Origin of the sequence: Thalassoroseus pseudoceratinae, from assembly GCF_011634775.1 — a bacterium.
Taxonomy (GTDB): Bacteria; Planctomycetota; Planctomycetia; order Planctomycetales; family Planctomycetaceae; genus Thalassoroseus; species Thalassoroseus pseudoceratinae.
In genome coordinates, this window is sequence record NZ_JAALXT010000001.1 from 613,181 (window position 1) to 636,461 (window position 23,281).

Here is a 23,281-nt window from a genome sequence, read left to right on the forward strand (position 1 = left end):
CGATTTCAAACGAATACGTCAAATGAAAGAATTCGCGTCGCTCAGCCCATCCTGTCCCAACTCGGATTGTATAGGAATCTCAGATGGGAGCAGAGTGGACTGAGTTGCGAACGTCGGCCCCTAGGTGTCTTGATTTTCCGTAGGAAGTTTTTTCGCTACGAGTCCCATCATCACTAGGGACCAGCCGTTGAAAATCATGTCGATACCGACGAACAACCCAATTACCCACAAGCCGGAAATCGGCCATTGACGCCAAATGAGGACACCCAACAAGACGTTGACGACCCCGTGCAGCAACAGCCAAATCCAATTATGAAACCGAACGATAATCGCCGTAACGATTCGAAAAAGACCACCAAAGATTAGGAACATCGCAATCAGTAACGTTAACGTGACCGCTGTTGCACCTGGATTGGCCACGATGAGAAAACCGACAACGGTGTAAAGAATCCCGGTCAACAGATCAATGAAGAAACCGCCCCAATTCTTGATGCCGAAAGCGTGAACAACTTCCACAATCCCACCGACAATCATCAACCAACCAATAAACACCATTGTCGCGAGAGTCATCAAGACGGATGCTCCGAGCGCGATCGTCCCAAGCAGAATCAAAACAATGCCCAAGCCGAGGAACCACCCCCAGCGTTTTTGGAGTTCATCCAGGCCGAAAAGATGCAACGAGGTTGGGGTCGGTGCGTTGGACATAAGTATGCGCCTTTCTCAAGCATGGTGTCGGTGAATCGATGGTCTCTTGCCAATCTACCCGTTTGGAGGTGCTTCTCCAACCAAGCACGCGTGATTCATCAAGAACACACATTCTGAGTCGCCACCGTGGCTTTTGGTCGAGCAGAATAAAGGTCGATCGCAAACGTCGTCACCCGGGGAATTCTGTTCATATACCTCAACAACATGACAAACTCCCCCTAAGACCAGATTCAACAGAGCTACCTAGGTTGTTAAGCTGTTTGGTAGGCATCAGCCAACTTTTAACCATTCGACTTTTTTGGAGAATGGCAAAGGACTGCCAGTCGAAATTGTTTGTAGAACAAATGGGAGAACAACGATGAAGGTCGCACTAATGACACATGCCGGAGGTGCCCATTTAAGTGCGTACCTATCGGCACTCGCAGTTGCGGACGATTGCGATGAAGTTGTGTTGGCTGATCCGGACGAGCGATGGAAAGCGTCGGCTGAAAAGGCACTCGGTGGCAAACTGACGCGAACGTATACGAGTTACGCCAAGTTGCTCAAAGAAGAGTCACCAAAGTTCTGCCTCATCTCGATGGAAGCAGTCCTGGCCCCTCCCGTTATCGAAGCGGCATTGGAAGCCGGGGCCCACGTCTTTTCGGAAAAGCCCGGTTGTACTTCGATCGAACAGTTTGAAAAGCTCGCGAATCTGGCGGAGTCAAAGCACCTCCAATTGATGCTGGCGTTTGCAAATCGCGTGAATCCGGAATCGTTGGCCGCCCGCAGGATGATTCGTCAAAAACGGATTGGAAGTGTCTACAGTATCGACATGCACATCGTAGCCGACCAGACACGGCTGACTCGCGAGAGTTATCACCAGTCCTGGTTTGCCGATCGGCAACGTTCTGGTGGCGGACATCTCATCTGGCTGGGTATTCATTGGCTCGACTTGGCGATGTATCTCACGGACTCCCAGATCGCTGAAGTGACGGGAATGATCGCCAATGTTGGTGGCCAACCGATCAATGTCGAAGACTCGGCGGTCGCCACGTTGAAATTCGAAGATGGCATTGTCGGAACGATTAACTCGGGCTACTACCTGGATGCCGGATATCACACACAGATTCGAATCTGGGGTTCCAAAGGCTGGCTCAATCTTGATTCCATAGGGACGCCGAAGCTGGTCTGGTACGAGTCGTCAGGACCAAAAGCGAAGCAAATTCAGAGTTTCGATCAGGCGACTGAACCCCGCGGTTACACGCCGTTCGTGACCCGCGCAATCTCTGCGATTGCCCATGATACTCCGCCGCCGATCACGACACAGGAATCGCTGAACACACTGCGAACGGTCTTCGGGATCTACGCAGCGGCAGAAACACGCCAAGCGGTCAAATTCACATCGTAACGGGAAACCGCTCGAACGAATCGAGCGACACTAGCCGATCAGAAGTGTTAATCCCCTTGGACACACTACGGGCGAGCAACATGATCCGGCGCATTGGTTCCCGCGGCTGATTTCCAATGCTTGTTTCGGTATGATCAGGCGTCGTCGCATGTTTTACGTGGTTGTTCGTGTCGAAATAACGATAGTTACAAGACGATTTCGTAGGAACGGAAAGAGCACGCCCGATACGTAACAGCGAGCCCTTTCTCCAGCAGGAATTTTAGAAAGTCGAATCGAATGATCGATCAGTGTCTTTGGACAACCATGAAACTCAAGAATTGTCTATTGCTAGTCATCATATTGACAATCACGATACCGTGTCTTGCTGACGAATCGAGTCCGGCTGCATTTCCTGGTCAACCGAAGGATTGGCATGGTTTTTCGCGATACGATTTCGAAGTCGATGGCAAATCGGCATTGGTTGTTGCGCCGAAAGAGTCTGCACCGGGGCGGCCGTGGGTTTGGCACGGTGAATTCTTTGGTCACAAACCGGCACCGGATATTGCTCTGTTGAAGCAGGGGTTTCATATCGCCTACTTGCGAGTTCCCGACATGCTCGGCGCTCCCGAAGCTGTTGCTCATTGGGATACGTTCTATAAAGAACTCACGCAGAAATATGGACTCGCCGAGAAGCCGGCACTGGTCGGCCTGAGTCGGGGTGGCCTGTACTGTTACAACTGGGCCGCTGCCAATCCTGACCAAGTGGCGTGCATCTATGGAGACGCGCCGGTTTGCGATTTCAAGAGTTGGCCAGGCGGCAAAGGGGCTGGCAAAGGGAGCCCGCGTGATTGGAAGCTCGTCCTGCAGCGGTATGGCTTCAAAGACGATGCGGAAGCTATCGCTTACGATAAAAATCCAATTGACAATCTTGCTCCGCTTGCTGCGGCAGACGTCCCCTTACTGCATGTCTACGGAGACGCTGATGAAGTGGTTCCGTGGGAAGAAAACACGGGGGTCCTGGCCGAGCGTTATCGGAAGTTTGGTGGTGATATCACGCTCATTGCCAAGCCGGGCGTCGGACACCATCCGCATAGCTTGGATGACCCCAGCCCCATCGTGGAGTTCATCACTCAACATGCTTCCGTTGAAAAGCCCCGCGGACGAAGAACGGGACGAAGTGACGCCGTCGGGAAGATGGCAGCAAAGCTCACAGCTGATCGGTTGATGGTCTACAAGAAGGCCGGGGGACGAGAACTATACTTGCATATCTACGAGCCGTTGAACTGGAAACCCACAGATCGACGGCCCTGTTTTCTCGTGATTCACGGTGGAGGCTGGACGGGGGGTGAACCGGGGCGTATGGCTCCTTTCGCGGATTATTTTCGTCTGAAGGGAATGGTCGGCATTAGCGTGCAATATCGGCTGCTCAACTTGAAACAGGGCACGACCGTGTTCGATTGCGTCAAGGATGGCCGTTCCGCGGTCAGGTTTGTCCGATCTCATGCTGAGTCCCTTGGAATTGACCCGGATAAAATCATTGTTAGCGGAGGATCAGCTGGTGGACACGTGGCTGTCGGGACGGCTTTGTTTGACGGTGTCGACGAGCCGAGGGAGTCGACGGAAGTTTCCTCCACTCCCAATGCCCTCGTGCTGCTATTCCCCGTGATCGACACGTCTCCGGCAGGGTACGGCAACGCCAAGATCGGCAAACGCTGGCGGGAACTCTCACCAGCCCACCAAGTCCGCGGAAAGGTTCCACCAACGTTGATCTTCCACGGCACCGGAGACACGGTCACTCCATTTGCCGGTGCTGAAGCGTTTCGCGATGCGATGCACAAGGCGGGTAATCGGTGTGAACTGGCGGCTCACGAGGGTGGTAAACACGGATACCTCATGAAAGACAAAGAACTGTACTTCGACACCATGACCTTAACAGATAAATTCCTAGCCAAGCTGGGGTTGAACCCCAAATAACACGACATCGGCCGAGTAAGACGATGCGTACCGAGAGCCGTACAACGCGACCGGACAGCGACGCTGTTTGGGTCCACGTCGGCAACTCACTGAATTTCTACGCAAACTGATTCTGAAGGGGGGCTTACCCAAAGACTTATTGGCGGTTCTGGCAAGCGGATCGGATCAGGACGCTGATGTGAACTCGCTTGGCTGCGGAACGATCGTGTCCGCACGTCAATCGAGATCCATTCCGTGAGGACTCTTCCGGTCTGGGACAGGACTCCCGAAAGGTCTGCGGCCGGGAACGGCTCCGTTCCGTGATCCTCAGGGGGCGAGCTTGAGAATCGGAGACGGCACCTCTACGTTGCCCACCAAATCCGAGACGTTCGGCACGATTGACTCTCGCTCCCAATTCGCCAAGTCCAAGAAAACTTCGATTTTTTGAATCGAATTGGAGAGCCAGACGGGGTCGTCATGGTATCCTGGTACTTCGACAACTCGCAAAGCATTTCGCACTTTCAGAAACGACATTCGTCGAAAAGTCGAGGCAGGCCATGTTTCGCGTTGTGTACCGTCATTGGCATCTCGTCCTGATTCTTAACGCCTCCTTGGTGATATTCGCGAACGCCTCTATCTGGGGACAGGACAGCACGATTCGACCAGTCATTCTCAGGAACGATGATGCCCCCCAGCGAGTTCCCCGCGGTTTGGTCAAGGGTTCCCATCTCAAAGTCTTTCTCCCAAGCTTGCCGTATCTTTACACCTCACATGCTATCAATGGAGCGTTGATCAAACCGTCGGACGAACCCCGTGGCTGGGAATATGACATGGCGGTCGATCATCAGCTGATCGACAAAACGACCTACGAATTTCGCTTGCGACAAGGCGTGAAGTTCCAAGACGGAACCGCATTCAACGCGGACTCGGTTGTTTTGAACATGGAGTATTTCAAGAAAGCTCCTGTGAAATACAGCAAGATCGACGAGGTTTTCGACCACTGTGAGAAAATTGACGATTACACCGTACGGTTTCATCTGACGGAGGAATACGGCTCGTTTATGAACGATGCCATGTGGATGCAGTTTTATTCCGAAGACTACCTAAGGTTGAATCCCGGCGGATGGAACGGCAAAGCCAACTGTCCGAACCTGTCAATGCCCGGTCCCTACGGTCTCGGGCCTTATGTTCTAACCGAAGGTTACATCGAAGGAGACCGCCATACTGCAAAAGCCGTTTTGAAGGCGAACCCCTACTATTGGGACCCCGAATATCCCAAGATCGAAACGGTTACGGTCTACACGGAACTTGATACGCTCGACGCCAAGCGGATGGTTCTCTACGAGGAAGGTCAGCTAGACATTACCTTGACGCCTCCTGAGGACAAAGTGGAAACGATCATAGCGCCGTTTAGCAAGCTGGTGATAACACCGTCGACGGACAACATCGCCATCCACATGAATATGATCACAGGGAATCCGCTTCTCAAAAATCTAACGGTCCGCCGGGCCTTGAACGAGGCGTTGCATCAACAGAACATTTTGCATTTCGTCTATGAAGATGAAGGCCGTCTCTCTCCAATCTCACCCTATTTCCCCGGTGTCCGCGAAGTTTCCAATCGCCTTCTGCCAGTTTCGAAACACCACAATCCCTATGACACGAAAACACAAGCTCGCCTTAGAACGATCCTCCAAGGATTAAACTTGAAAGTCGTCACCCAAGATCGCTTCTTACCATTATGGCGAGGCATCGAGACGCAACTTAGTCGTGTCGGAGTCAATCTAGATATCAACATTAAAAAAAGTGAAAAGGAAGTGTTCGAGGCTCTACTGAAAACGAACGCGGGTGAGAACGATGTTGACTGGGATCTCCTTGTCTGGGGAAATGACGACTGGTACTTCAATCATCCGTACTCGACTTTTCTAGTGTTTCGCACAAACAATGTCTGGAGTACCGTATCGCCGGATCCAGTGATGAACGAATACGTTGATGAAATGTTCCGGATTGCCGTTGATGATCCGGCGTTTCCTGATGTCTGCTCGAAGATCATGCAACGAGCCTACGATCGAGCCTATATGTTGTTCGTTCCAACGCCGAACAAAGTCTTTGCAATCAACAAGGAAGTTGTTTTTCATCCTTATAAAATGGCTTCGATTCCGCTCTGGAAAATTGAGGTCACCGACCAGCACTGGTCTGTCAGACCGCCGGGATCAACTTACCCTTCATCGTTGCAAGAACCAGTACGAATTCTACGGGTCAACGTTCGTTAGCCGAGACAATGAAAATGAAGAACCACGGCGTATTGATCAAACTCATGTGGCTCGTCGGCACCGCTGTGGTGGCATTTGTGGGATTGGGCTTGTATGGGATTTCGAATACCGCATTGACTTTCCAATGGGTGAATCAAGTCTATCAGACGGCCGAAGACTTCCGAGACGGTTCACTGCAGATCACGAACCCGTTGAACGAACTCCGCCAGTTGTCGCTTTCGATCGTAATGGCTCCGAATCCCACCTTTCGTGATGAACTGATCGAACGGCAAACCCTACTGACTCAGCAAATCGATCAGACGCTCCGCGAGTGGAAGGTGCCCGAAGACGACCCGAATGAAGTTGAAGCATTTCGACAGCTGGAAGATAGTTGGGGGAAGTACAAAGCCCTCAAAGATCTCACTGTCGAAAACGCTCGGCTGCGTTATCGAGAGGAGGCTTTCATCAATGCAATTGGGGCAGAACGCGAACAATTCCGAGAAGTCAACGATCGACTCAACAAGTGGATGCAGTCTAGGATCCAGAATGCCGAATCTGCGTATCAAAGTGCAACGACTCAATACCATCGCGTGTTCTGGATTTCATGGGCTGTAATTATGTTGATGACATTGGTTGTCGGTAGCATCGGTCTGATCATTGCTCGCAAGATTGTTCATCCGATTCAAGTTCTCAAAGACGCCGCAACACGCATTGCAAATCGCGAACCAATTGAAACCATCGACGTGCGATCTAGAGACGAACTCGGCGATCTTGCACGCGATATGGAAAGTATGGCGGCTGGGATCCAAAGCTATATCGCTCAGCAACAGCAGGCCGAAGCCGAGGTTCGGGAGTTGAATGCTCAGTTGGAATTACGCGTCGAGGAACGAACTGGGGAACTGCAAACGGCCACCGAAACACTTCTTTTCGAAGCCGACGAGCGGAAACGCGAGGAAGAACGTTACCGATCATTGGTGGAGGCGACGACGGCCATCGTTTGGAACACGCCCGCTTCAGGAGAGTTTGAAACAGAACAATCTGAATGGAGCGAATTCACAGGGCAGAGTTTCCATGAACTCAAAGGCTGGGGTTGGCTCAACGCTGTTCATCCCGACGATCGCCCAAACACCGCCGCAGTTTGGTCAACTGCAGTCGCCGAACGCTCGCTTTATGAAGTCGAACATCGGCTTCGACGGTTCGATGGCACATACCGTCATATGCTAGTTCGCGCTGTGCCAATTCTCGGAGACGATAAAACCATTCGCGAATGGGTGGGAATCCATACCGACATCGATGACCGCAAACGAGCCGAGGTGATGCTGCGAGACGCTAAGGAAGCCGCCGAGAGTGCGAATCAAGCGAAAAGCGAGTTTTTGGCGAACATGAGTCACGAGATTCGGACGCCAATGAATGGCATCATTGGCATGACTGAACTGACTCTCGATACCAGACTCTCCACGGAACAACGCGAGTACCTGGAGATGGTCAAATCGTCGGCGGATTACCTCTTGGCAGTCATCAATGACATCCTCGACTTCTCCAAGATTGAAGCTGGCAAACTTGATCTAGATCCGATCGATTTCAATCTTCGTGAGCACCTAGACGACACCGTCACCACGCTGGCACTTCGGGCTCACACCAAGGGGTTGGAACTCGCGTGTCATGTCCTTTCGGACGTTCCAGATTCACTCGTGGGCGACCCCGGCCGATTGCGGCAGATTATTGTCAACTTGATCGGGAATGCGGTGAAATTCACCGGCGAAGGTGAAGTCGTTGTTCGCGTCGAGAAGGAAACACAGTCCGACTCAGACGTCTGCATTCATTTCAGCGTCAAAGACACTGGCATCGGAATTCCAGCCGAGAAACTCGGCCTTCTGTTCCAAGCCTTTTCACAAGTCGATCCGTCGACGACGCGTAAGTTCGGAGGGACTGGTTTAGGTTTGGCGATTTCCTCTCAGCTTGTGAAGATGATGGGCGGACGCATTTGGGTCGAGAGTGAAGAGGGCCAGGGGAGTACATTTCACTTCACCGCCCGCTTCGGACTCTCCACATCGCCGCCAGCTCGACAAGTCCCCCAGGAACTATCCGAGATCAAAGGCCTGCGAGTCTTGGTGGTCGACGATAATGCCACCAACCGCCGCATTCTCGTGGAGGTCCTTTCCAATTGGGGTCTCAAACCGACGGCCGTCACCTGCGGTCCCGAGGCCTTGAAAGCGATCGAGGAAGCCCTTGATCAGGGAAGCCCTTTTCGGATCGTCTTGTTGGATAACATGATGCCCGAGATGGATGGCTTCATGCTGGCTCAGGAAATTCTCAAGCGGCCCGGTTTTCACCCGTCGACCATGATGATGCTCTCCTCTGCTGATCGCCACGAGAATGCCGAGCGGTGTCGATCATTAGGGCTCACTGCATACATGACGAAGCCGGTCAAGCGGTCCGAACTCTTGAATGCGATCCTCACCGCGATTGAAAGCGAACCAGCAGAGACGCACAAGCAGTCGCCGAAAAGCCATTCGCAGGTCGATGCCAATCAGCAAAGCATGCAAATTCTGTTAACCGAAGATAATGCCGTGAATCAGAAACTCGCGGTCAAGCTCCTGGAAAAACGGGGGCATCGTGTCATTGTCGCAGGGAACGGCAAAGAGGCGATTCACGCATTAGATCAACAGGAATTCGATATTATTCTGATGGACGTTCAGATGCCGGAGATGGACGGGTTCGAGACAACACAGACCATCCGCAAACGCGAGCAGCAGACTGGCGGACGAATTCCAATCGTTGCCATGACGGCTTTCGCCATGAAGGGGGATCGCGAGCGGTGCATCGCTGCCGGCATGGATGGGTATATTTCAAAGCCACTGCAACCGAGTGAACTCTTTGAAATGGTGGAAAGTTATCCAATTCGAGATTCGGCGGAGACAAAGTCACCGCTGAAACTCTCGTTGGCTGACACGGACCATGCGACCGCAGCAAATCCAATCGATGCCGTTCAATTGGAGGATGCCGTATCGGCCTTCGATCACGCCCGTGCCATGGAAACCGTCGATGGTGACGTTGAGTTGATGAAAGAGATCATCAAAGCCTTTCTGGAAGAATATCCGAAACTAATGACGGAAGTCGAAGAGGCGGTTTCGCAGGCCGATCCCACAGCGATCGGTCGTGCCTCTCATACTTTGAAGGGCGCCGCCGGAGCGCTCGCAGCGATCCAGGTCGTTGAACTAGCTCAAGAGCTTGAAACCATGGGTAACACCGAGCAAATCACCGAAGCCGCTTCGACCTTCGCAACGCTTGAACAAGCAATCGAAGAGTTAGCGAATCAGCTCACTGCATTCTGTCAGAATTAAGAAGGGCGATAACGACGAAGACGACCACTTGAAAACTGATTATGATCATCGTCCAGAGCTGTCATTCAGTTTCGCACTTGCTTGACGAGCTTGTGGACTGACTTTGCGATTCGGTCTTCGATGTCGCCACGCCAGCGAAACGCCGGACGACCATATTCGTACAGATTGTAACCGCCTTCATAGCCGCCTTCCTCCCAGACTCGTCGTGAGGGGATGTACGAAATCATGTCGTCCGCATAACCGCAGACCCAAGTGCCGGGGCCGAATTCGCGTTTGAAACGCAGTCCGTAATCGACAACAGTCTCGGCCCCCATGCCGATCACGAGCATCTCATTTCCAAGTTGCCAGGCATGGATCGGATACGGATATGCCGACTCAAATTTGTGACCGTCATCCAGCTTCTTGAGCAGACGTTTCGCCCAGCGAGCACGTAACGCGCGGGTGTCATTTGTGAGTTCTTGTAATTCTTCCTTGGTCACGACTTTCAGATACGGCAGTTCCGCAATCTCGAATGCCGTTCGAATTCTTGGCGTGACTGGTTTCAGAGACTGTTTTTGCTCCAACGTCTCTTCGACTGCAACGGCTAGCATCCGCCCATACTTTTCACAGAGTTCGACTTTGCGGCGAGGCAGTGGGTTCTGATCTCCGCCACAGGTGTTGACGAACATCGCCGTTACACCGGGATACTTTTTCTCAATTTCAATCTGGGCAAAGCCAGGGTAGTCGCCACACCACTGACGAAAGCTGAGAGTCGTGGGATGGCAGGCATACCCGAACAGGACGGCATCCAGTTTTCCATCAGGTCGCGTGACCGTCAACACGGGAACGGAATGGTCAACGGGGCCTCGCAACGGTTCGCCGCGAGCCAGCAGATTGGGCACATCAGCTTCGCGATTGTTCCGCCGATTCACCGCAAACGAGGTACTTCCCATTCCCTGTTGCAGCGTCGCCGGAGCCAATCGGGACAACGCTTCACCGACGAGTTCCACCGTGCGTGTCACCATCCGATCGGTGTACTCGCTGACAAGCTGTTCTTGGGCCGCTTCGACCGGATAATAGTCAATCAGGTCGTCCCCTAATCGCGGCCCGCAGTGATTATGCGAAAACGTGAACATGATGTGCTGCCGCTGCAACCCGTACTCTTTATCGAGTTGCACAAACACACGATCGCTCATGGTTTTGGGCACGCCTTGAAAGTCACTCGTGATCATCACGACTCGGTTTCCTTCGCCGTCATCGAGTGCGAGAGCCTTCATCCACAGGTCATGGATTTTCCCTTCGGGTGCCCGTTTCGTTCCGTATCCCGCTAGCCAGACCGGCGTCTCTGGAGTAATCACAGCACGGGCCACTCCAGCTTTCCACTCACCAGCGACTGCGTAGCCGCTGGTGAGGGAAATTGCAATCGCCAGTAACAGGAGATGCTTTAACAATGTTTTCATGTCGTTCTCATTGCAGAAACTTGAAGTAACGCATTTCGATTCGCCTGCCGATATTGATCGACTCTTCGCCAATAGACAACCAAGCGACGCTAGTGGCGTTGTTCAATTTGTGTTCAGTCTCCATCGGTGAATTGGAATGCGTAAAGGTCTGCGTCCTTCAATTCAAAAAGCAATTGCACTGTTTTCCCAGATAGCTGACTAACATCAGTTCCACTTTTCCAGGAAACAACTCGATCAAGTTCGTCGCCAAATTGCTCGTTGCAATCAGCGAGTCCGAAACCAGGAATCGGTTTGCCATCACCGTCCTGTATTTCGACTCGCACGCTGCCGACCGCGGAGGTCGAGAAGTTCAATTCCAGTTGCGAGCCGTCGAACTTCAACGGCTTCGTCAACAACTCGCCGCCACTGAACGGTGCTTGGGCCGAGACAAAGCCGTCCATGCGGAGAGTATAGCGTCGGAAGCTTGTCGCGTTTTCTTCCCAGTAACCTTCCGTCGCGTACAGCGAGATTTCATCAGGCGCGTCTTCCAAGTGCGACTTCGTGGGAACCATTCCCCAGAAGATGAAATTGTCTCCGTAAACCCACGTATCTTTTCGCGATGGGCCCGGTCGAATGAAGGCCTCGCTCCAACGGTGAAATGTCAGTCCGTCGCGGCTGGTCATGAATGCGGCGTCAGTCACCGCCGTGCCATAACGTTGGCTTTGCTTGGAACGATACTGCCGCTCCTCCAAGCCGGGAAGTTGATTCATCGATGGCGACCAACCCCGATCATTGTATCGCATGGGAAACCCCATCAGAATATGGGGAGCGCGAAAGTACGGTTGAATCTGGTTGGTATACAGTGCTTGCTCGGTCGCATCGGGATACTTGAGCCACTGCGGATGGGGAAAACTGTCCGGAGTTTCCGAGGCAGCAGTCATAATGCCGCGAACGTCGTTGTCAAAAGCGCGGTGATACTCACGATAAACTCCCCCCACGGAATCCCAGAACATCAGGTTTTGCGAGTCGAACGCGCCGTGGGTGACGAACGGTTTCTTGCTCTTCAGTTGAAAGTGTGTTCCGTTCGCGGAGACCATTAAGTAGAGACCGCGTGGTTTGCTACCAACGATCACGATCTTGTAACGTTCCGACTTTGGACAATCAGGGTTCGTATCTAGAAAAACGGCGGTGTGCGCAGGACTGCCTTTAAATTCGCTCACCATGGCTTTATCAAGGATGAGATTGTTTTTCTTGGACCCCTGAAATTCGATGATGCCCAATTCGGGACGCGTCCAGTGGATGCCGTCTTTGCTCTCGGCTACGCAGAGAGTCTCCCAGGAATTCTTGCTCGTTTTGTAGGCTTTCGAATTCGGATGATGGCCGCCCCGGTAATAGATTCGGAAACGATCGCCATCGTGAACGACACTTTGATACGCGCTGCCGTTTCCCTCCCAAGCGGCATCGCTGCGAAAGACAACTTCACGCCGAGTTGGTCGATGCAGCTCTAACCGCACACCATCGAGGCGTGCGATGAGATGATGATCGACCAGCAGTTCGCGTCGCGAGCCGATATCGATTGGTTCTGCGGCGTGACTCGCAGCGATCAGCATCGAGCTGAAGCTGACACAGAAGACGATCAACGATTGCAATTTCATCTGGCAGACCCTTTTGTTGCCATATTGGTGTCGCTGCCTTCACGGCTGGGAAAGACCTTGCCGGGAATTGTGCAACGATTTCAATGCGGAGAGCATCAAAAGGACGCGTTTCAATCGCTATGATCGAAACGCGTCCGGTTATTGCTCCGCACTCCCGTATCGCACTTGCATTGTTGTCCTGCAAGACGGGATTAGCGATGCTCACTAGCATCGCCTGCAAGATGAGATTGTATCGTGGACTGACTCGGCTGGGAAATCAGTCGCGGTTGATTCGTTCGCAACGGATTTGGAAATCCACAAGCGATTGTATCGGCTATCGTCCTACTTCAGTTCGACGACGACCTTTCCCAGGGTTCCCTCGAAATGAAAAAGCATTCGGTAGTCGTAGCATGTCCGGTTTTGAACAACGCCATTGACGGGCTGGATCTGAGCCGTTAGGAACAACGTTAATCGGCGGTCTGTCTCCCAGGCGTAACAGCTCCCTGACCACACTAGTTTCGAAATACCACTTCCATGAGAATCGTGTTTTTCTTCGCAGCGGTCGCTTTGATTGGGACTGGCATCGCTTTTCGTTCCATCGCAGCAGAGGAATCCGCCAAGACCGAATTGTCCGAGGGGCATACGGTGATTCGGGCTTCCGCAGGGGTTTCGGAAATTGTGATTACGACCACATCCCGGTTGGCGGGTGCGATTCACTCACTGACGTGGAATGGCCAGGAGTTTATCGACAGTTTCGACCACGGGCGGCAGCTTCAGTCAGCAGCGAACTTCGACTGCGGGACCAAGTTCACCGGCGAGACATTCAATCCGACTGAAGCCGGCTCCCGACAAGACGGAAAAGGTGAGACTTCCACCAGCCGACTGCTTCACATCGTCACCACCAAGGACGCTCTGCAAACGACATCACAAATGGCCTTCTGGCTAACTCCCGGTCAAAAGTCCGCAGGTCATCCGGCAAAAAATACCGAAGTTCTCTCGAACCATCTTCTCATTAAGCGGGTGCAAATCGGCTACGACGGTCTGCCAAACGTGATTCAATATGATGTCACGTTCAGCATGCCGATCGGCGAAAAGCACACTTATGCTCAATTCGAAGCTGTCACGGGCTATATGCCTGCGAAGTTCAAAAAGTTCTGGAGCTTCAGTCCAAAGACCCGCGAACTGGATCCGCTTTCTGATGGTCCCGGCGAACAATCGCGTCCGGTGGTGTTCTCGACGGAAAGCGGTTCGCATGCCATGGGCGTGTTCTCGCCCGATCAACCGTCACCGGGCTACGAACGGGCTGGCTACGGGCGGTTTCGCTTTCCACACGCGAAGGTCGTCAAATGGAACTGCGTGTTCCGCGTCCGTGACGCAAACGGCGTCAAGCCGAGTGAGTATTCCTTTCGCTCATTCGTGGTCGTCGGAGATCTGAAGATGGTGATCACATCCCTTCGCACGCTCCATGAGAAGTTCGCTAGCAAAACTCAAGCGGGAAGTCGATGACGAAAAACGATTGTTCGTTAGCGTAGTCTTGGTTTCCTCCACCGCTCCGCGGGCAGACGGGTACCTGCCTCGATCAGACGCAACTGTCAATGTTGGTGTCCGTGGTCTTCGTGTGATATCTCACCGTTATAGGACTTGCCGCCAATCTTCACGACTAAACGGGCGTTGGCTCCGTCTTCGTCGAGATGTTCGCCAAGTTCTTTGTCGTCGGAGAAGAACCGGGACGATTGGCCGTCCGGATCGTCCTTGACCGGTTGGGCTTTCAGTTCGAACTGCTTCGGCTTGCCACCGCGCGACACATTGACGGTGACCTCCTCGGCGTCGATCGGCACAGTGTTCTTGGCTGAGCCATCAAGCAAGTAAATGGTGACCGCGTCTGTGTCTTCGTCGTGAAGGAGTTCGCCGTGGTATTCCTCTTTGCCGAGTTCGATCAGACGGCCATGATGCGGGCCTCTCGTCGGATGGGCATCTTTGCTTCCGGATGGTGCGGGCGGGGGATTATCCGGGATTTCCTGCGTGTCAGGTTTCTCCTCCTGGTTCGTACAGCCGATGAATGTGAGAGAGGCCGTCAACGTCAAAAGGAGTGCGAAAGTTGTGTGAGGGAATCGCATGAATATGTTCCTAGTCGTTTGCGGTGATCGTTGTCAGTTAAAGTCGATGGAATTCGCCTGAACCAGTTTCGGGCGAGCGTTCGGTTCGGTTGCAGTAGGCATTCATGATGACGACTCGTGTCGAAGCCACCGGTTCGGTACCACTGTTCCGAGTTATGTTTTCGAGCGGGAATTCAGCGAGATTTTCCGCCATTGAGTTTAGAGATCAGCACGTCGGCATAGTCATAGCGAAGGCGACCGAAATAAAGCGTTCGACAGAGGAGTCAGAAACTTCCGTGTTGCGAACATAGTCAGTTCCTTCTTCAAAGGACTTCAAAATGGTTGGGCCGGAGCCGTTCTTCAAGCCCGATCGCAAGGTGGTTATACCGCCGAATGCATCTGAGCTTCTTCAACGAGCGGGACCTCTTGGCGAGCTTCACTGACGATCTTCTCACCGACGCCGCGTCCGAAAGTCCAGAACAAAGCGGGACGGACGAAGAACTCCAACAGCGTGCTGCTGACAAGACCACCGATGATCACCGTCGCCACCGGATACAGCACTTCCTTACCTGGCTCGCCCGCAGCAGTCGCCAGCGGCAGCAATCCAATGCCGGAGGTCAGTGCCGTCATCAGCACCGGAGCCAAGCGTTCCTGGCCGGCACGGACGATCATCGACCGAGTCCAACCTTCCCCCTCGTATTGCACAAGATGGAGGTAATGGTTTAGCAACAGAATCCCGTTCCGTGAGGCGATACCGCCGAGGGAGATGAAACCGACCATTGCGGCGACGGTCAGCGTCTGGTCGGTCAGCACGAGAGCTATCACCGAACCGATAAACGCCATCGGCAAGGCTGCCATGACTTGCAGCGAAAAGTTCACGCTACGGAACATTGTGTAGAGCACGAGGAACACGCCGGTCAGCGAGATCGCGAACAACACGACGAGCGTGCGTGACGCCGACTGTTGACTCTCGAACTGCCCGCCGTACTCGAGGAAGTAGCCCGGCGGCAAATCGACATTCTTGAGTGTCTCTTGAATGTCTTGCACCACATCGACCAAGCCGCGATTGGCGACGTTGGATTGAATCACAATCCGCCGACGAACCTGCTCGCGATTGATCGTATTCGGTCCGCCCGAGCGGTAAATCTTAGCAACCGATGAGAGCAGAGTGGTCCCGCCATCGGGCAGTTCGACAGACAGTCGCCGCAGTTTGTCCAAGTCTTCACGGTACGGTTCATCAAATCGCACGAACAAATCGAATGTACGTTGACCGATCAGCACTTCCGAGATGACATCACCATTCATCGCGGTTTCGACGTACTCGTTGACATCATCCGGTGTCAGGCCATAGAGCAAGAGCTTATCGCGATCGACTTCAATTCGGAGTTGAGGAATGACCACTTGTTGCTCGACCTGTAAGTCAGTCACACCTGGCACGCCCCGGATCAGGGCTTCCATCTCCTTCGCTTTCGACCGCAGTACGTCCAGGTCATCGCCATAGAGTTTGATGCCGATTTCCGCTTTCACGCCGGAAAGCATATGGGAAATCAAGTGAGCGAGTGGTTGCTCGACGGCGGTGACGATGCCAGGGATATCGGCCATCGCTTCCCGAAGTTCTTCGAGGATTTCCTCACGGGACTGCTCGGTTTTGGGATCGATGTCGATGATGAACTCACTGACGTTGACGCCCTCGGCGTGTTCGTCGAGTTCGGCCCGACCAGTGCGACGAGCAAAGCCAACGATCGCGTCAATTTGTTTGAGCCGGTCTTCGACAGACTCCGAAATCTCGTTGGACGTGCTGAGCGAAGTCCCCGGTGGCAATACGACATTAAGCTGCACGGTTCCTTCGTTGAACGGCGGCAGGAAGTCGCTTTCCAACCGGCTCATTGTGATACCCGCCCAGGTCACTCCGAGAGTCGCGAGAATCAGGATGGGAATTGCCAGCCGCGTACTTAAGTGGATGACCACACCGGCGATCCACTTGAGCGTGCGTAGAAACACCCCTTCTTTCTCGCCGCCACCAAACCAGTCGGCCAGCAAGATCAACAACCAGATCGGCACGGTCGCGACCAGCGTCCAGAACAGCGGGTTTGATGGAGACAACCCCGGCGATTCCGCCGAGTCGGCAATCCGCGGCAGCACCCAGTAGAACACTGCCGCCGAGATCCCAAAGGCCAGCAGCGGGGAGACGAACGGCCAAATCCCTTTGCGACCTAGCAGCAGATATGACAGCACCGGCGTGACCGTCAGCGATACGAACAGCGACGCCAACAGTGAGACCATATAGGCCATGCCCAACGGCACGAATAGCCGGCCTTCCATTCCAGAAAGCGCGAACAACGGCACGAACACTAGTACGACGATCACTGTTCCAAAGACGATCGAGTTGCGGATTTCCGCGCTGGCTTGGAACACGACCAGCAATGGATTCTTTTGCTCTCCCTGCGGCTTGTGGATGTTCTCTCGCAGTCGGCGAAAGATATTTTCCACGTCCACAATCGCATCGTCAACGAGTTCCCCAATAGCGACGGCGAGCCCGCCGAGCGTCATGGTGTTGATCGAAAATCCAAAGGCCGCAAAGATCAAGGCGGTCATTGTCAGCGAGAGTGGAATCGCGGTCAGCGTGATAAACGTCGTGCGGAAGTTCATCAAGAAGATGAACAGCAACACGACCACCAGAATGCCGCCATCGGCTAGTGCTTCGACGACATTGTGAATCGCTCGATCAATAAATGCACGTTGCGAGTAAGTCGTCTCAATATGGATGTCATCCGGCAATGAGTTTTCAAGATCGGCAAGGGCCTCGTTGATAGCATCGGTAACTTCGCGGGTGTCGGCGTTGGGCTGTTTGTTGACCGTCAGCACGACTGCCGGACCACCGGTAAACTCGGACTCAGATTCGCGAACGAACGCCGCACTGTCGCCACGTTTGACCTGTGGTCCTTCCTGCACACGGGCCACCTCCTGAAGTGCCACCGGTCGTCCATCTCGGATGGTGATAACCAGCTTCTGCAAATCTTCGACAGTCTGCACACGACCCAACGCCCGTACCAACAGTTCGTTTGGCCCTTGTTCGTCGAGATAGCCGCCAGTGGTGTTGCGGTTGCTCTTGATAAGGGCCTGTTTGACATCGTGTAACGTCACGCCGTACCGCAGCAAATCATCGGGATCGACCAATACCTGAAACTGCTTGCGTCCGCCGCCCATCGTGAAAACTTGTGAAACACCAGGAATCGTTAGGAGTCTTTGACGCACCACCCAGTCGGCGAGTGTCCGAAGTTCGAGCGGATCGGTCTCGCCAGATTCACTCCACATGCCCAGCATTGTGATCTGGCCCATGATCGAAGAGATCGGGGCCAGCGTCGGTTTGACTCCTGGCGGCATACGCTCTTCGGCGAGTGCAATGCGTTCGGCGACAATTTGCCGGTCGGTGTAGATGTCGGTTCCCCAGTCGAACTCGACATAGATCACCGAGACACCCACGCCGGAGGAACTCCGCACCGCCTGCACACCGTTGGCACCGTTGAGGGCGGTTTCCAGCGGGAATGTAATCAGCGACTCGACTTCCTCCGGGGCCATACCGTGGGCTTCGGTCATCACGACGACTCGCGGACGATTCAAGTTGGGGAAAACGTCGATTCCCATGTGCATCGCTTGCCAGCCACCATATCCCATCAGGAACAGAGCCAACGCGATGACAAGCAACCGCTGCCGGAGAGCAAATCGAATAATGGCGTTGAGCATGTCGGCTCTCCTTTAGTGATTGTGTCCCGCGTGCGGATCGACCGCGCCGCCAGCTTTGTTCTTGAGAGCCATCTGCATCTGGTGAGCAGCCGTCAAAGCGACAGTGTCACCTGGGAAAACGGAGCCATCGTTTTCGATCACGGCATCGAACTGGTCGCGGTACATCACATGCACCGGGCGACGGTCGAAATGGTCGCCATTCTCGACGAACACATACGTCTCAAGCCCTTCCTCGGCGATGGCATCCACCGGCAACGTGATGACATCCTGCCAAGTCTCGACAGGCACACGGACCTGCATCCGCTGCCCGGGTTTGTGCTTCCAAGTCAGGAAATGTTTTCCTTGAGGAGTCTTCGCATCGCGGACAACTTGATTCGGTAGACCGATGTAGAAGTGCAGGGCTCTTGAGTCTCGATCAACTTCGTTGGCCACATAGACAATGTCCAAGTCCTCGATCGGTGAGGGAGTTCCTGCCACAGTTTCCGGGATCGCCGAGACGGTTCGGTTTTGATTGGCCGCTTCGACGATCTGATCGGCGTCTTGCTCGAACGCACGGCCTTCGATGTACAACGTTTCGTAATCGACCAGCACACACAGCGTCTGTCCTGCTTGGACCGCTTCGCCGGTTTGCACATTCAGTGTTTGAACCACGAACTGTCGAGTATTGAGGTCTTCGTGCAACGCGGCGGCATCTTGATAGGCAGCGACTTGCCGAAACGAATGCTGAGGATGTCGGGCTTGGGATTCCGAATCGTCGTGCAGCGACTCATCATCATGCAGATACGGAACAGAGACTTTGATTTCGCTGAGCAAGTCCCGCCCCTGGCCGATGCTCTCGACTTGCTCTTGCGTCAATCCATGTAGTCGAAGTGCGGCACGCTGTGCTCGGAGTCGGGCTTCGAGTTTGTCGACTTCGTATTGTCGCTCCAACACGACCTTGCGGGCAATCGCCCCGCTGCTGACCTTCTCCAGACGGGCCAACTCCTTGCGTTCCACATCGAGTTGACCGAGCAACCGCAGAAACTCGGTTTGCGCTTGCACCAAATCTTCATGCGTCAACCGTAGCGTGAACAATAGCATGCCGGAGCGAACCGCTTCGCCACGAACGACCGAGACGCCCGTAACCACGCCGGTCAACGGAGCCGCCATCTTGAACGTGGTTTCGCCAGGCCGATCTGTGACCATCGCCGGCACCGTGATCGACCTTGCATAGTCGGTCAGCGTGATCTCACCGGTTTTCAAGCCGATGTTCTTGCGGGCCTGCGGCGAGAGTGCCAGAGATTCGGACTCGTCATGACCTTCGTGAGCAGTGTCGTGCTCCCCGTGATCGTGACCACTATGATCGTGACCGGCATGATCATCGTCATGGGCGTCGGCTTCCTCGTCTGAAACAGCGGTCGCTTCCGGGGGATTGACAAAATCCGTGATCGGCGGCAGCCACCAAGAGCTAAATAACCAGAGGACCAACAAAGCCACCACACTGCCCGCGGCATACAGCCATTGAGGCGGGAGATTGGAAAATCGAAAACGCATGGGCGATCAGCTCCTTCGCCACGGAAGAACGGGATGGCACGACACAGGCGTGCGGCAGCACACCGGTTCGCAACCAGAAAGAGACAGCCCGGACATCGGCAGCGGAAAACGAATTCCAGACCGCACAAGGTCATTTCGAGACGGTCAAGACCGAGGAGAGATTAACCCCGAGGAACGACACGCTCGACGGACAGTCAAAGAGGCGAAGACTGCGTTTAAAGGAGCCACGTTTGCGTCAGATCGCGGACGCTTGGGCCGGCCTCATAGACCAGAAGAGAATTGCTCCACCAACGATCGCAGCGGAGCCCGACAACCAGACGCGAAGTTAGAACGTCTGCAGTCGAAAAGCCCTCGAATATCCAGCAGCCATCCGCTGGCGTGGGGACCTTGAAAACGTTGGAGGCAACGTACTTGCAACTATCCTCGTCGCAGCCGCCATGCTCGTGGTGACGGTCATCTTGTTCATGGGACGTGACCGACGAAGCACCGACGGCACGACCGCTCTCTTCCGTCTCCGAATGTTGACCGTGCCCTTTGTCACGCGAATTGGAACACACATGATGTTCGTGAGCGTCGTTCGCAGATTCCTGATCCGCGACACACTTCATTCCCTCGGTCTGGCATCCTGCGTGCGTATGATGCCAGCAGCAGCCGAAAGCGGCGTGCAGTAGCATCGCGAGCAGTGTCAGGATGGAAACAAGACCGTGGAGCATCAAACACACCAAAGAAAGGTCGGTTGTGGCAACGGGGTTATTATTTCTAAATCAATCACGCCGTCAAGTTGAGCTTGGACACTCCGTCAATGGCGAAGCACCGGTCCAACCCGACATCACGCCACGTTGTCACATTCACAATGCCCAATACGATAGTCATCGATGCATTCCACATGAACCAAGATGCAAAATCTGATCGACCAATTGGAGTTCGTTTCTTCCTCCATGACGAGAAAATGAACTTCAATCACCGTGATACGCCACGCGGGTCTTCCGCGTCTCAGGGTTTCGTGCAGAGATAGACTCTCAGGGTTTCGACATAGGTTCCCTCGATCTCCTCGAATCCATCTTTGACTCGGCGGCTTTCCTCAAGGAAGCCCGGTTCTTGGAAGTAGTAATCGCGAAATCGCTTCCGCGTCTCATGGACGGGCGTGAAATAAAACCCCGCGTCTGATAACTCTTGTTCGGTCAATGCGAAGTTGGCCATGCTGCTTTGCACGAAAAGGAGGTGTCCCCCGCGGCGTAGAAATCGAGGTGCCTCTTGAATGAGTGATTGGATAAAGAATCGCCGATCGGGTTTGCCCGCTTTGCAGAACGGTGGATTGCATAACACGAGATTGTAAGGCTCCTCGGGTTCGAAACGCATCCAGTCCTGCACCCAGCTTTTGCGGTAGGCGACTCCATTTCGCGTGGCATTTAGGGCAGCCGATTCTAACGCGGCCGCCTCGATGTCGGTCACATCAATCTCCCGCACCCCGAGTTTGAGTGCAGCGATGGCATGAACGCCGGTTCCGACGCCGATCTCAATTGCCGTCTTGCCCACTAGTGCATGCCGGGCCTTGGCCATGCCTTCCCCCAGCGTTTGGCCATGCGGTGTGAGTTTCCAAACCCTTTCGGCTTGCTGAATCTTGACCACGACGGGCCCAAAAAGATATGCGTCCTCCGCTATTGCAGATGAAGCTATCCCGTTGCCGTCTTGCTCGGTGTGAGTCACAGCTGTTTTCATATCTGTCATTAACTCTCTGCGTCTTACCAAGGGGAGTGAAGGCGAGGTGCGACGGGACAGATTGGTCTCCGCCAGCCTGCTCGGGGAATGACTTCAATCCAATTTGCCTTCCACTTCGAGTCGTTCGCTTCTCGACTTATTGCGTCGCCAGGATTTCCAAAATCACCAGCACCCCTACGAGAACTGGGGCGGCGATAGCGACGAACACTCCTTTTGGAACATTGAGCAACTCGGGCCAAGTCAGCTTGCCACGATCTCCCCATTTGCTGACTGTGCCGCTGCTGAACTTGGACGTCAGAGCAAACAGATAGGAGCCGAACACCATGCCGGCGATGCCGACCCACGCATCGAGATTCCCTTGCCCCGCTGCGGCCGCCGTGGTGCCAGGGCAATACGCAAGAAGACCGAAGCCGACTCCGAAGATGAGCCCGCCGATCGTGTTCGCCCCATAAATCGTGTCGCTGAGTTGCGGCTCGATGATGCCGGCTCGCTGGAGCACGTACACGCCGATCATTCCCACGACGATCGCGGTGAGCATCACCTTGACGACCACGAAATTTTCTAAGAGGAGGACACCGATCAAGATGTCGAACTTGGCCACGCCGCCTTTCTGGAGCAAGAACCCGAAGACCACGCCAAAGACTAGCCCCATCGCTAGCTGACTAGCGGACGCTTCCCGCCAAGGCCATGGTTCCGTCTCGGAAGTTTGGTCATGATGTGACTGCTCGGATTCCCGTGCGGAGGCAGGCTCGGGACCTTGCACCGAAGTCATGTGATTGGGTGAAGACATCTAAGTATCCTCCTTGAAAAAGGTGGAGGTAATTGCAAATCAATAACAACGTGATCAAAGCCGGTACATCAGCATCGCCGTGGCAATGCCGCCAATGAAAAAGCAGACCACGGCAATCCAAGAACCGACCGCCAGTTGCAAGGTTCCACTGATACCGTGCCCACTGGTACATCCGCCCGCCAAGCGAGCCCCATAGGCCATGACGGTTCCCCCGACGAAGGCCACGATGGTGCGTAATCCAAAACTGTCCGGGCCAAACCGAGCGAGCCACATGTCTTGGAGGTAGGTTCCGGTCAACTCATTGGTGCCCGTCGACGCCGCTAGCCAGGAACCGCCGATGGCACCCAAGACGATAAGCAGCGTCCAGCTAATCATCGGTTTTTTGTCCTGCCAATAGGGCAGTGAGCGAATATGTCGCGGAGCGATGACTCGTCCTAACAGTCCGGCCAAGTCCGAATAGGCGCTGGAGGCGCCGATCTTTTTGTTAGCCAGAGAAAGCGTCAGTAGTACCAACACGCCAATCAATGCCCCGACGAGATAGGGCGACCAAGTGGGCTGAGGATATGGATAAGGTGACGGCAGTTCCTCGGCGGCCTGAGCAACCTGCAAGGGCAGGGCCACCGAAGTGATGAACAGTAAAGTCGAGATCATATTCTTCATCGTTACTCCTTGTGATCGGCGTTTAGGCTGGGGAACGCTTGCCGAAACGGTCTTCTGAAGTGCGAGTCGA

The 23,281-nt window shown here is 54.1% G+C and carries 16 protein-coding genes; 5 read left to right on the forward strand and 11 right to left on the reverse strand.

The features are described from left to right. Positions 1-120: 120 nt before the first annotated feature. The gene (locus G6R38_RS02180; RefSeq protein ID WP_166820038.1) at positions 121-705 is read right to left on the reverse strand and encodes an HdeD family acid-resistance protein; all 585 of its coding nucleotides are present in this window, start codon (positions 703-705) and stop codon (positions 121-123) included. Positions 706-1,063: 358 nt separating this feature from the next. Between G6R38_RS02180 and G6R38_RS02185 the strand changes: the two genes are divergently transcribed. After that, positions 1,064-2,092 (forward strand): Gfo/Idh/MocA family protein, encoded by a 1,029-nt coding sequence (locus tag G6R38_RS02185; protein WP_166820039.1) that lies wholly within the window; start codon positions 1,064-1,066, stop codon positions 2,090-2,092. 303 nt (positions 2,093-2,395) lie between these two features. Further along, positions 2,396-4,045, forward strand: a complete 1,650-nt coding sequence (locus G6R38_RS02190) for a prolyl oligopeptidase family serine peptidase (RefSeq protein ID WP_166820040.1) — start codon at positions 2,396-2,398, stop codon at positions 4,043-4,045. Between the two features lie 306 nt (positions 4,046-4,351). Here the strand turns inward: G6R38_RS02190 and G6R38_RS02195 are convergent, their stop codons facing one another. Beyond that, positions 4,352-4,558 (reverse strand): hypothetical protein, encoded by a 207-nt coding sequence (locus tag G6R38_RS02195; protein WP_166820041.1) that lies wholly within the window; start codon positions 4,556-4,558, stop codon positions 4,352-4,354. A gap of 23 nt (positions 4,559-4,581) precedes the next feature. Here G6R38_RS02195 and G6R38_RS02200 point away from each other — a divergent pair, with 23 nt between their 5' ends. Beyond that, positions 4,582-6,294 (forward strand): ABC transporter substrate-binding protein, encoded by a 1,713-nt coding sequence (locus G6R38_RS02200; RefSeq protein ID WP_166820042.1) that lies wholly within the window; start codon positions 4,582-4,584, stop codon positions 6,292-6,294. A gap of 14 nt (positions 6,295-6,308) precedes the next feature. Further along, entirely contained in the window at positions 6,309-9,617 is a 3,309-nt protein-coding gene (locus G6R38_RS02205; RefSeq protein WP_166820043.1) for a response regulator, read from the forward strand. A 65-nt stretch (positions 9,618-9,682) separates the two neighbouring features. On the opposite strand, the gene G6R38_RS02210 is transcribed toward G6R38_RS02205, so the two are convergent. Then, positions 9,683-11,056 (reverse strand): neutral/alkaline non-lysosomal ceramidase N-terminal domain-containing protein, encoded by a 1,374-nt coding sequence (locus G6R38_RS02210; RefSeq protein WP_166820044.1) that lies wholly within the window; start codon positions 11,054-11,056, stop codon positions 9,683-9,685. Between the two features lie 113 nt (positions 11,057-11,169). Further along, entirely contained in the window at positions 11,170-12,690 is a 1,521-nt protein-coding gene (locus G6R38_RS02215) for a hypothetical protein (RefSeq protein ID WP_240928034.1), read from the reverse strand. A gap of 513 nt (positions 12,691-13,203) precedes the next feature. On the opposite strand from G6R38_RS02215, the gene G6R38_RS02220 reads away from it, so the two are divergent. Then, positions 13,204-14,175 (forward strand): hypothetical protein, encoded by a 972-nt coding sequence (locus G6R38_RS02220; RefSeq protein ID WP_166820045.1) that lies wholly within the window; start codon positions 13,204-13,206, stop codon positions 14,173-14,175. A gap of 86 nt (positions 14,176-14,261) precedes the next feature. Here G6R38_RS02220 and G6R38_RS02225 read toward each other — a convergent pair whose 3' ends face one another. From G6R38_RS02225 to G6R38_RS02255, 7 genes are all read right to left on the reverse strand, one after another. Beyond that, complete coding sequence (locus G6R38_RS02225; RefSeq protein WP_166820046.1) at positions 14,262-14,786, reverse strand: hypothetical protein; 525 nt, start codon at positions 14,784-14,786, stop codon at positions 14,262-14,264. Positions 14,787-15,146: 360 nt separating this feature from the next. After that, positions 15,147-18,509, reverse strand: a complete 3,363-nt coding sequence (locus tag G6R38_RS27965) for an efflux RND transporter permease subunit (protein WP_166820047.1) — start codon at positions 18,507-18,509, stop codon at positions 15,147-15,149. Between the two features lie 12 nt (positions 18,510-18,521). Next, entirely contained in the window at positions 18,522-20,042 is a 1,521-nt protein-coding gene (locus G6R38_RS02235; RefSeq protein ID WP_166820048.1) for an efflux RND transporter periplasmic adaptor subunit, read from the reverse strand. 215 nt (positions 20,043-20,257) lie between these two features. Then, a complete protein-coding gene (locus G6R38_RS02240) occupies positions 20,258-20,755 on the reverse strand; it encodes a hypothetical protein (RefSeq protein WP_166820049.1) in 498 nt (165 codons plus the stop codon). 280 nt (positions 20,756-21,035) lie between these two features. Then, positions 21,036-21,770 (reverse strand): methyltransferase, encoded by a 735-nt coding sequence (locus tag G6R38_RS02245; protein ID WP_166820050.1) that lies wholly within the window; start codon positions 21,768-21,770, stop codon positions 21,036-21,038. Positions 21,771-21,897: 127 nt separating this feature from the next. Then, on the reverse strand, positions 21,898-22,551 hold the full coding sequence (locus G6R38_RS02250; protein WP_240928035.1) for a YeeE/YedE thiosulfate transporter family protein: 654 nt from the start codon (positions 22,549-22,551) through the stop codon (positions 21,898-21,900). A gap of 54 nt (positions 22,552-22,605) precedes the next feature. Further along, the gene (locus G6R38_RS02255) at positions 22,606-23,211 is read right to left on the reverse strand and encodes a YeeE/YedE thiosulfate transporter family protein (protein ID WP_240928036.1); all 606 of its coding nucleotides are present in this window, start codon (positions 23,209-23,211) and stop codon (positions 22,606-22,608) included. Positions 23,212-23,281: the final 70 nt, after the last annotated feature.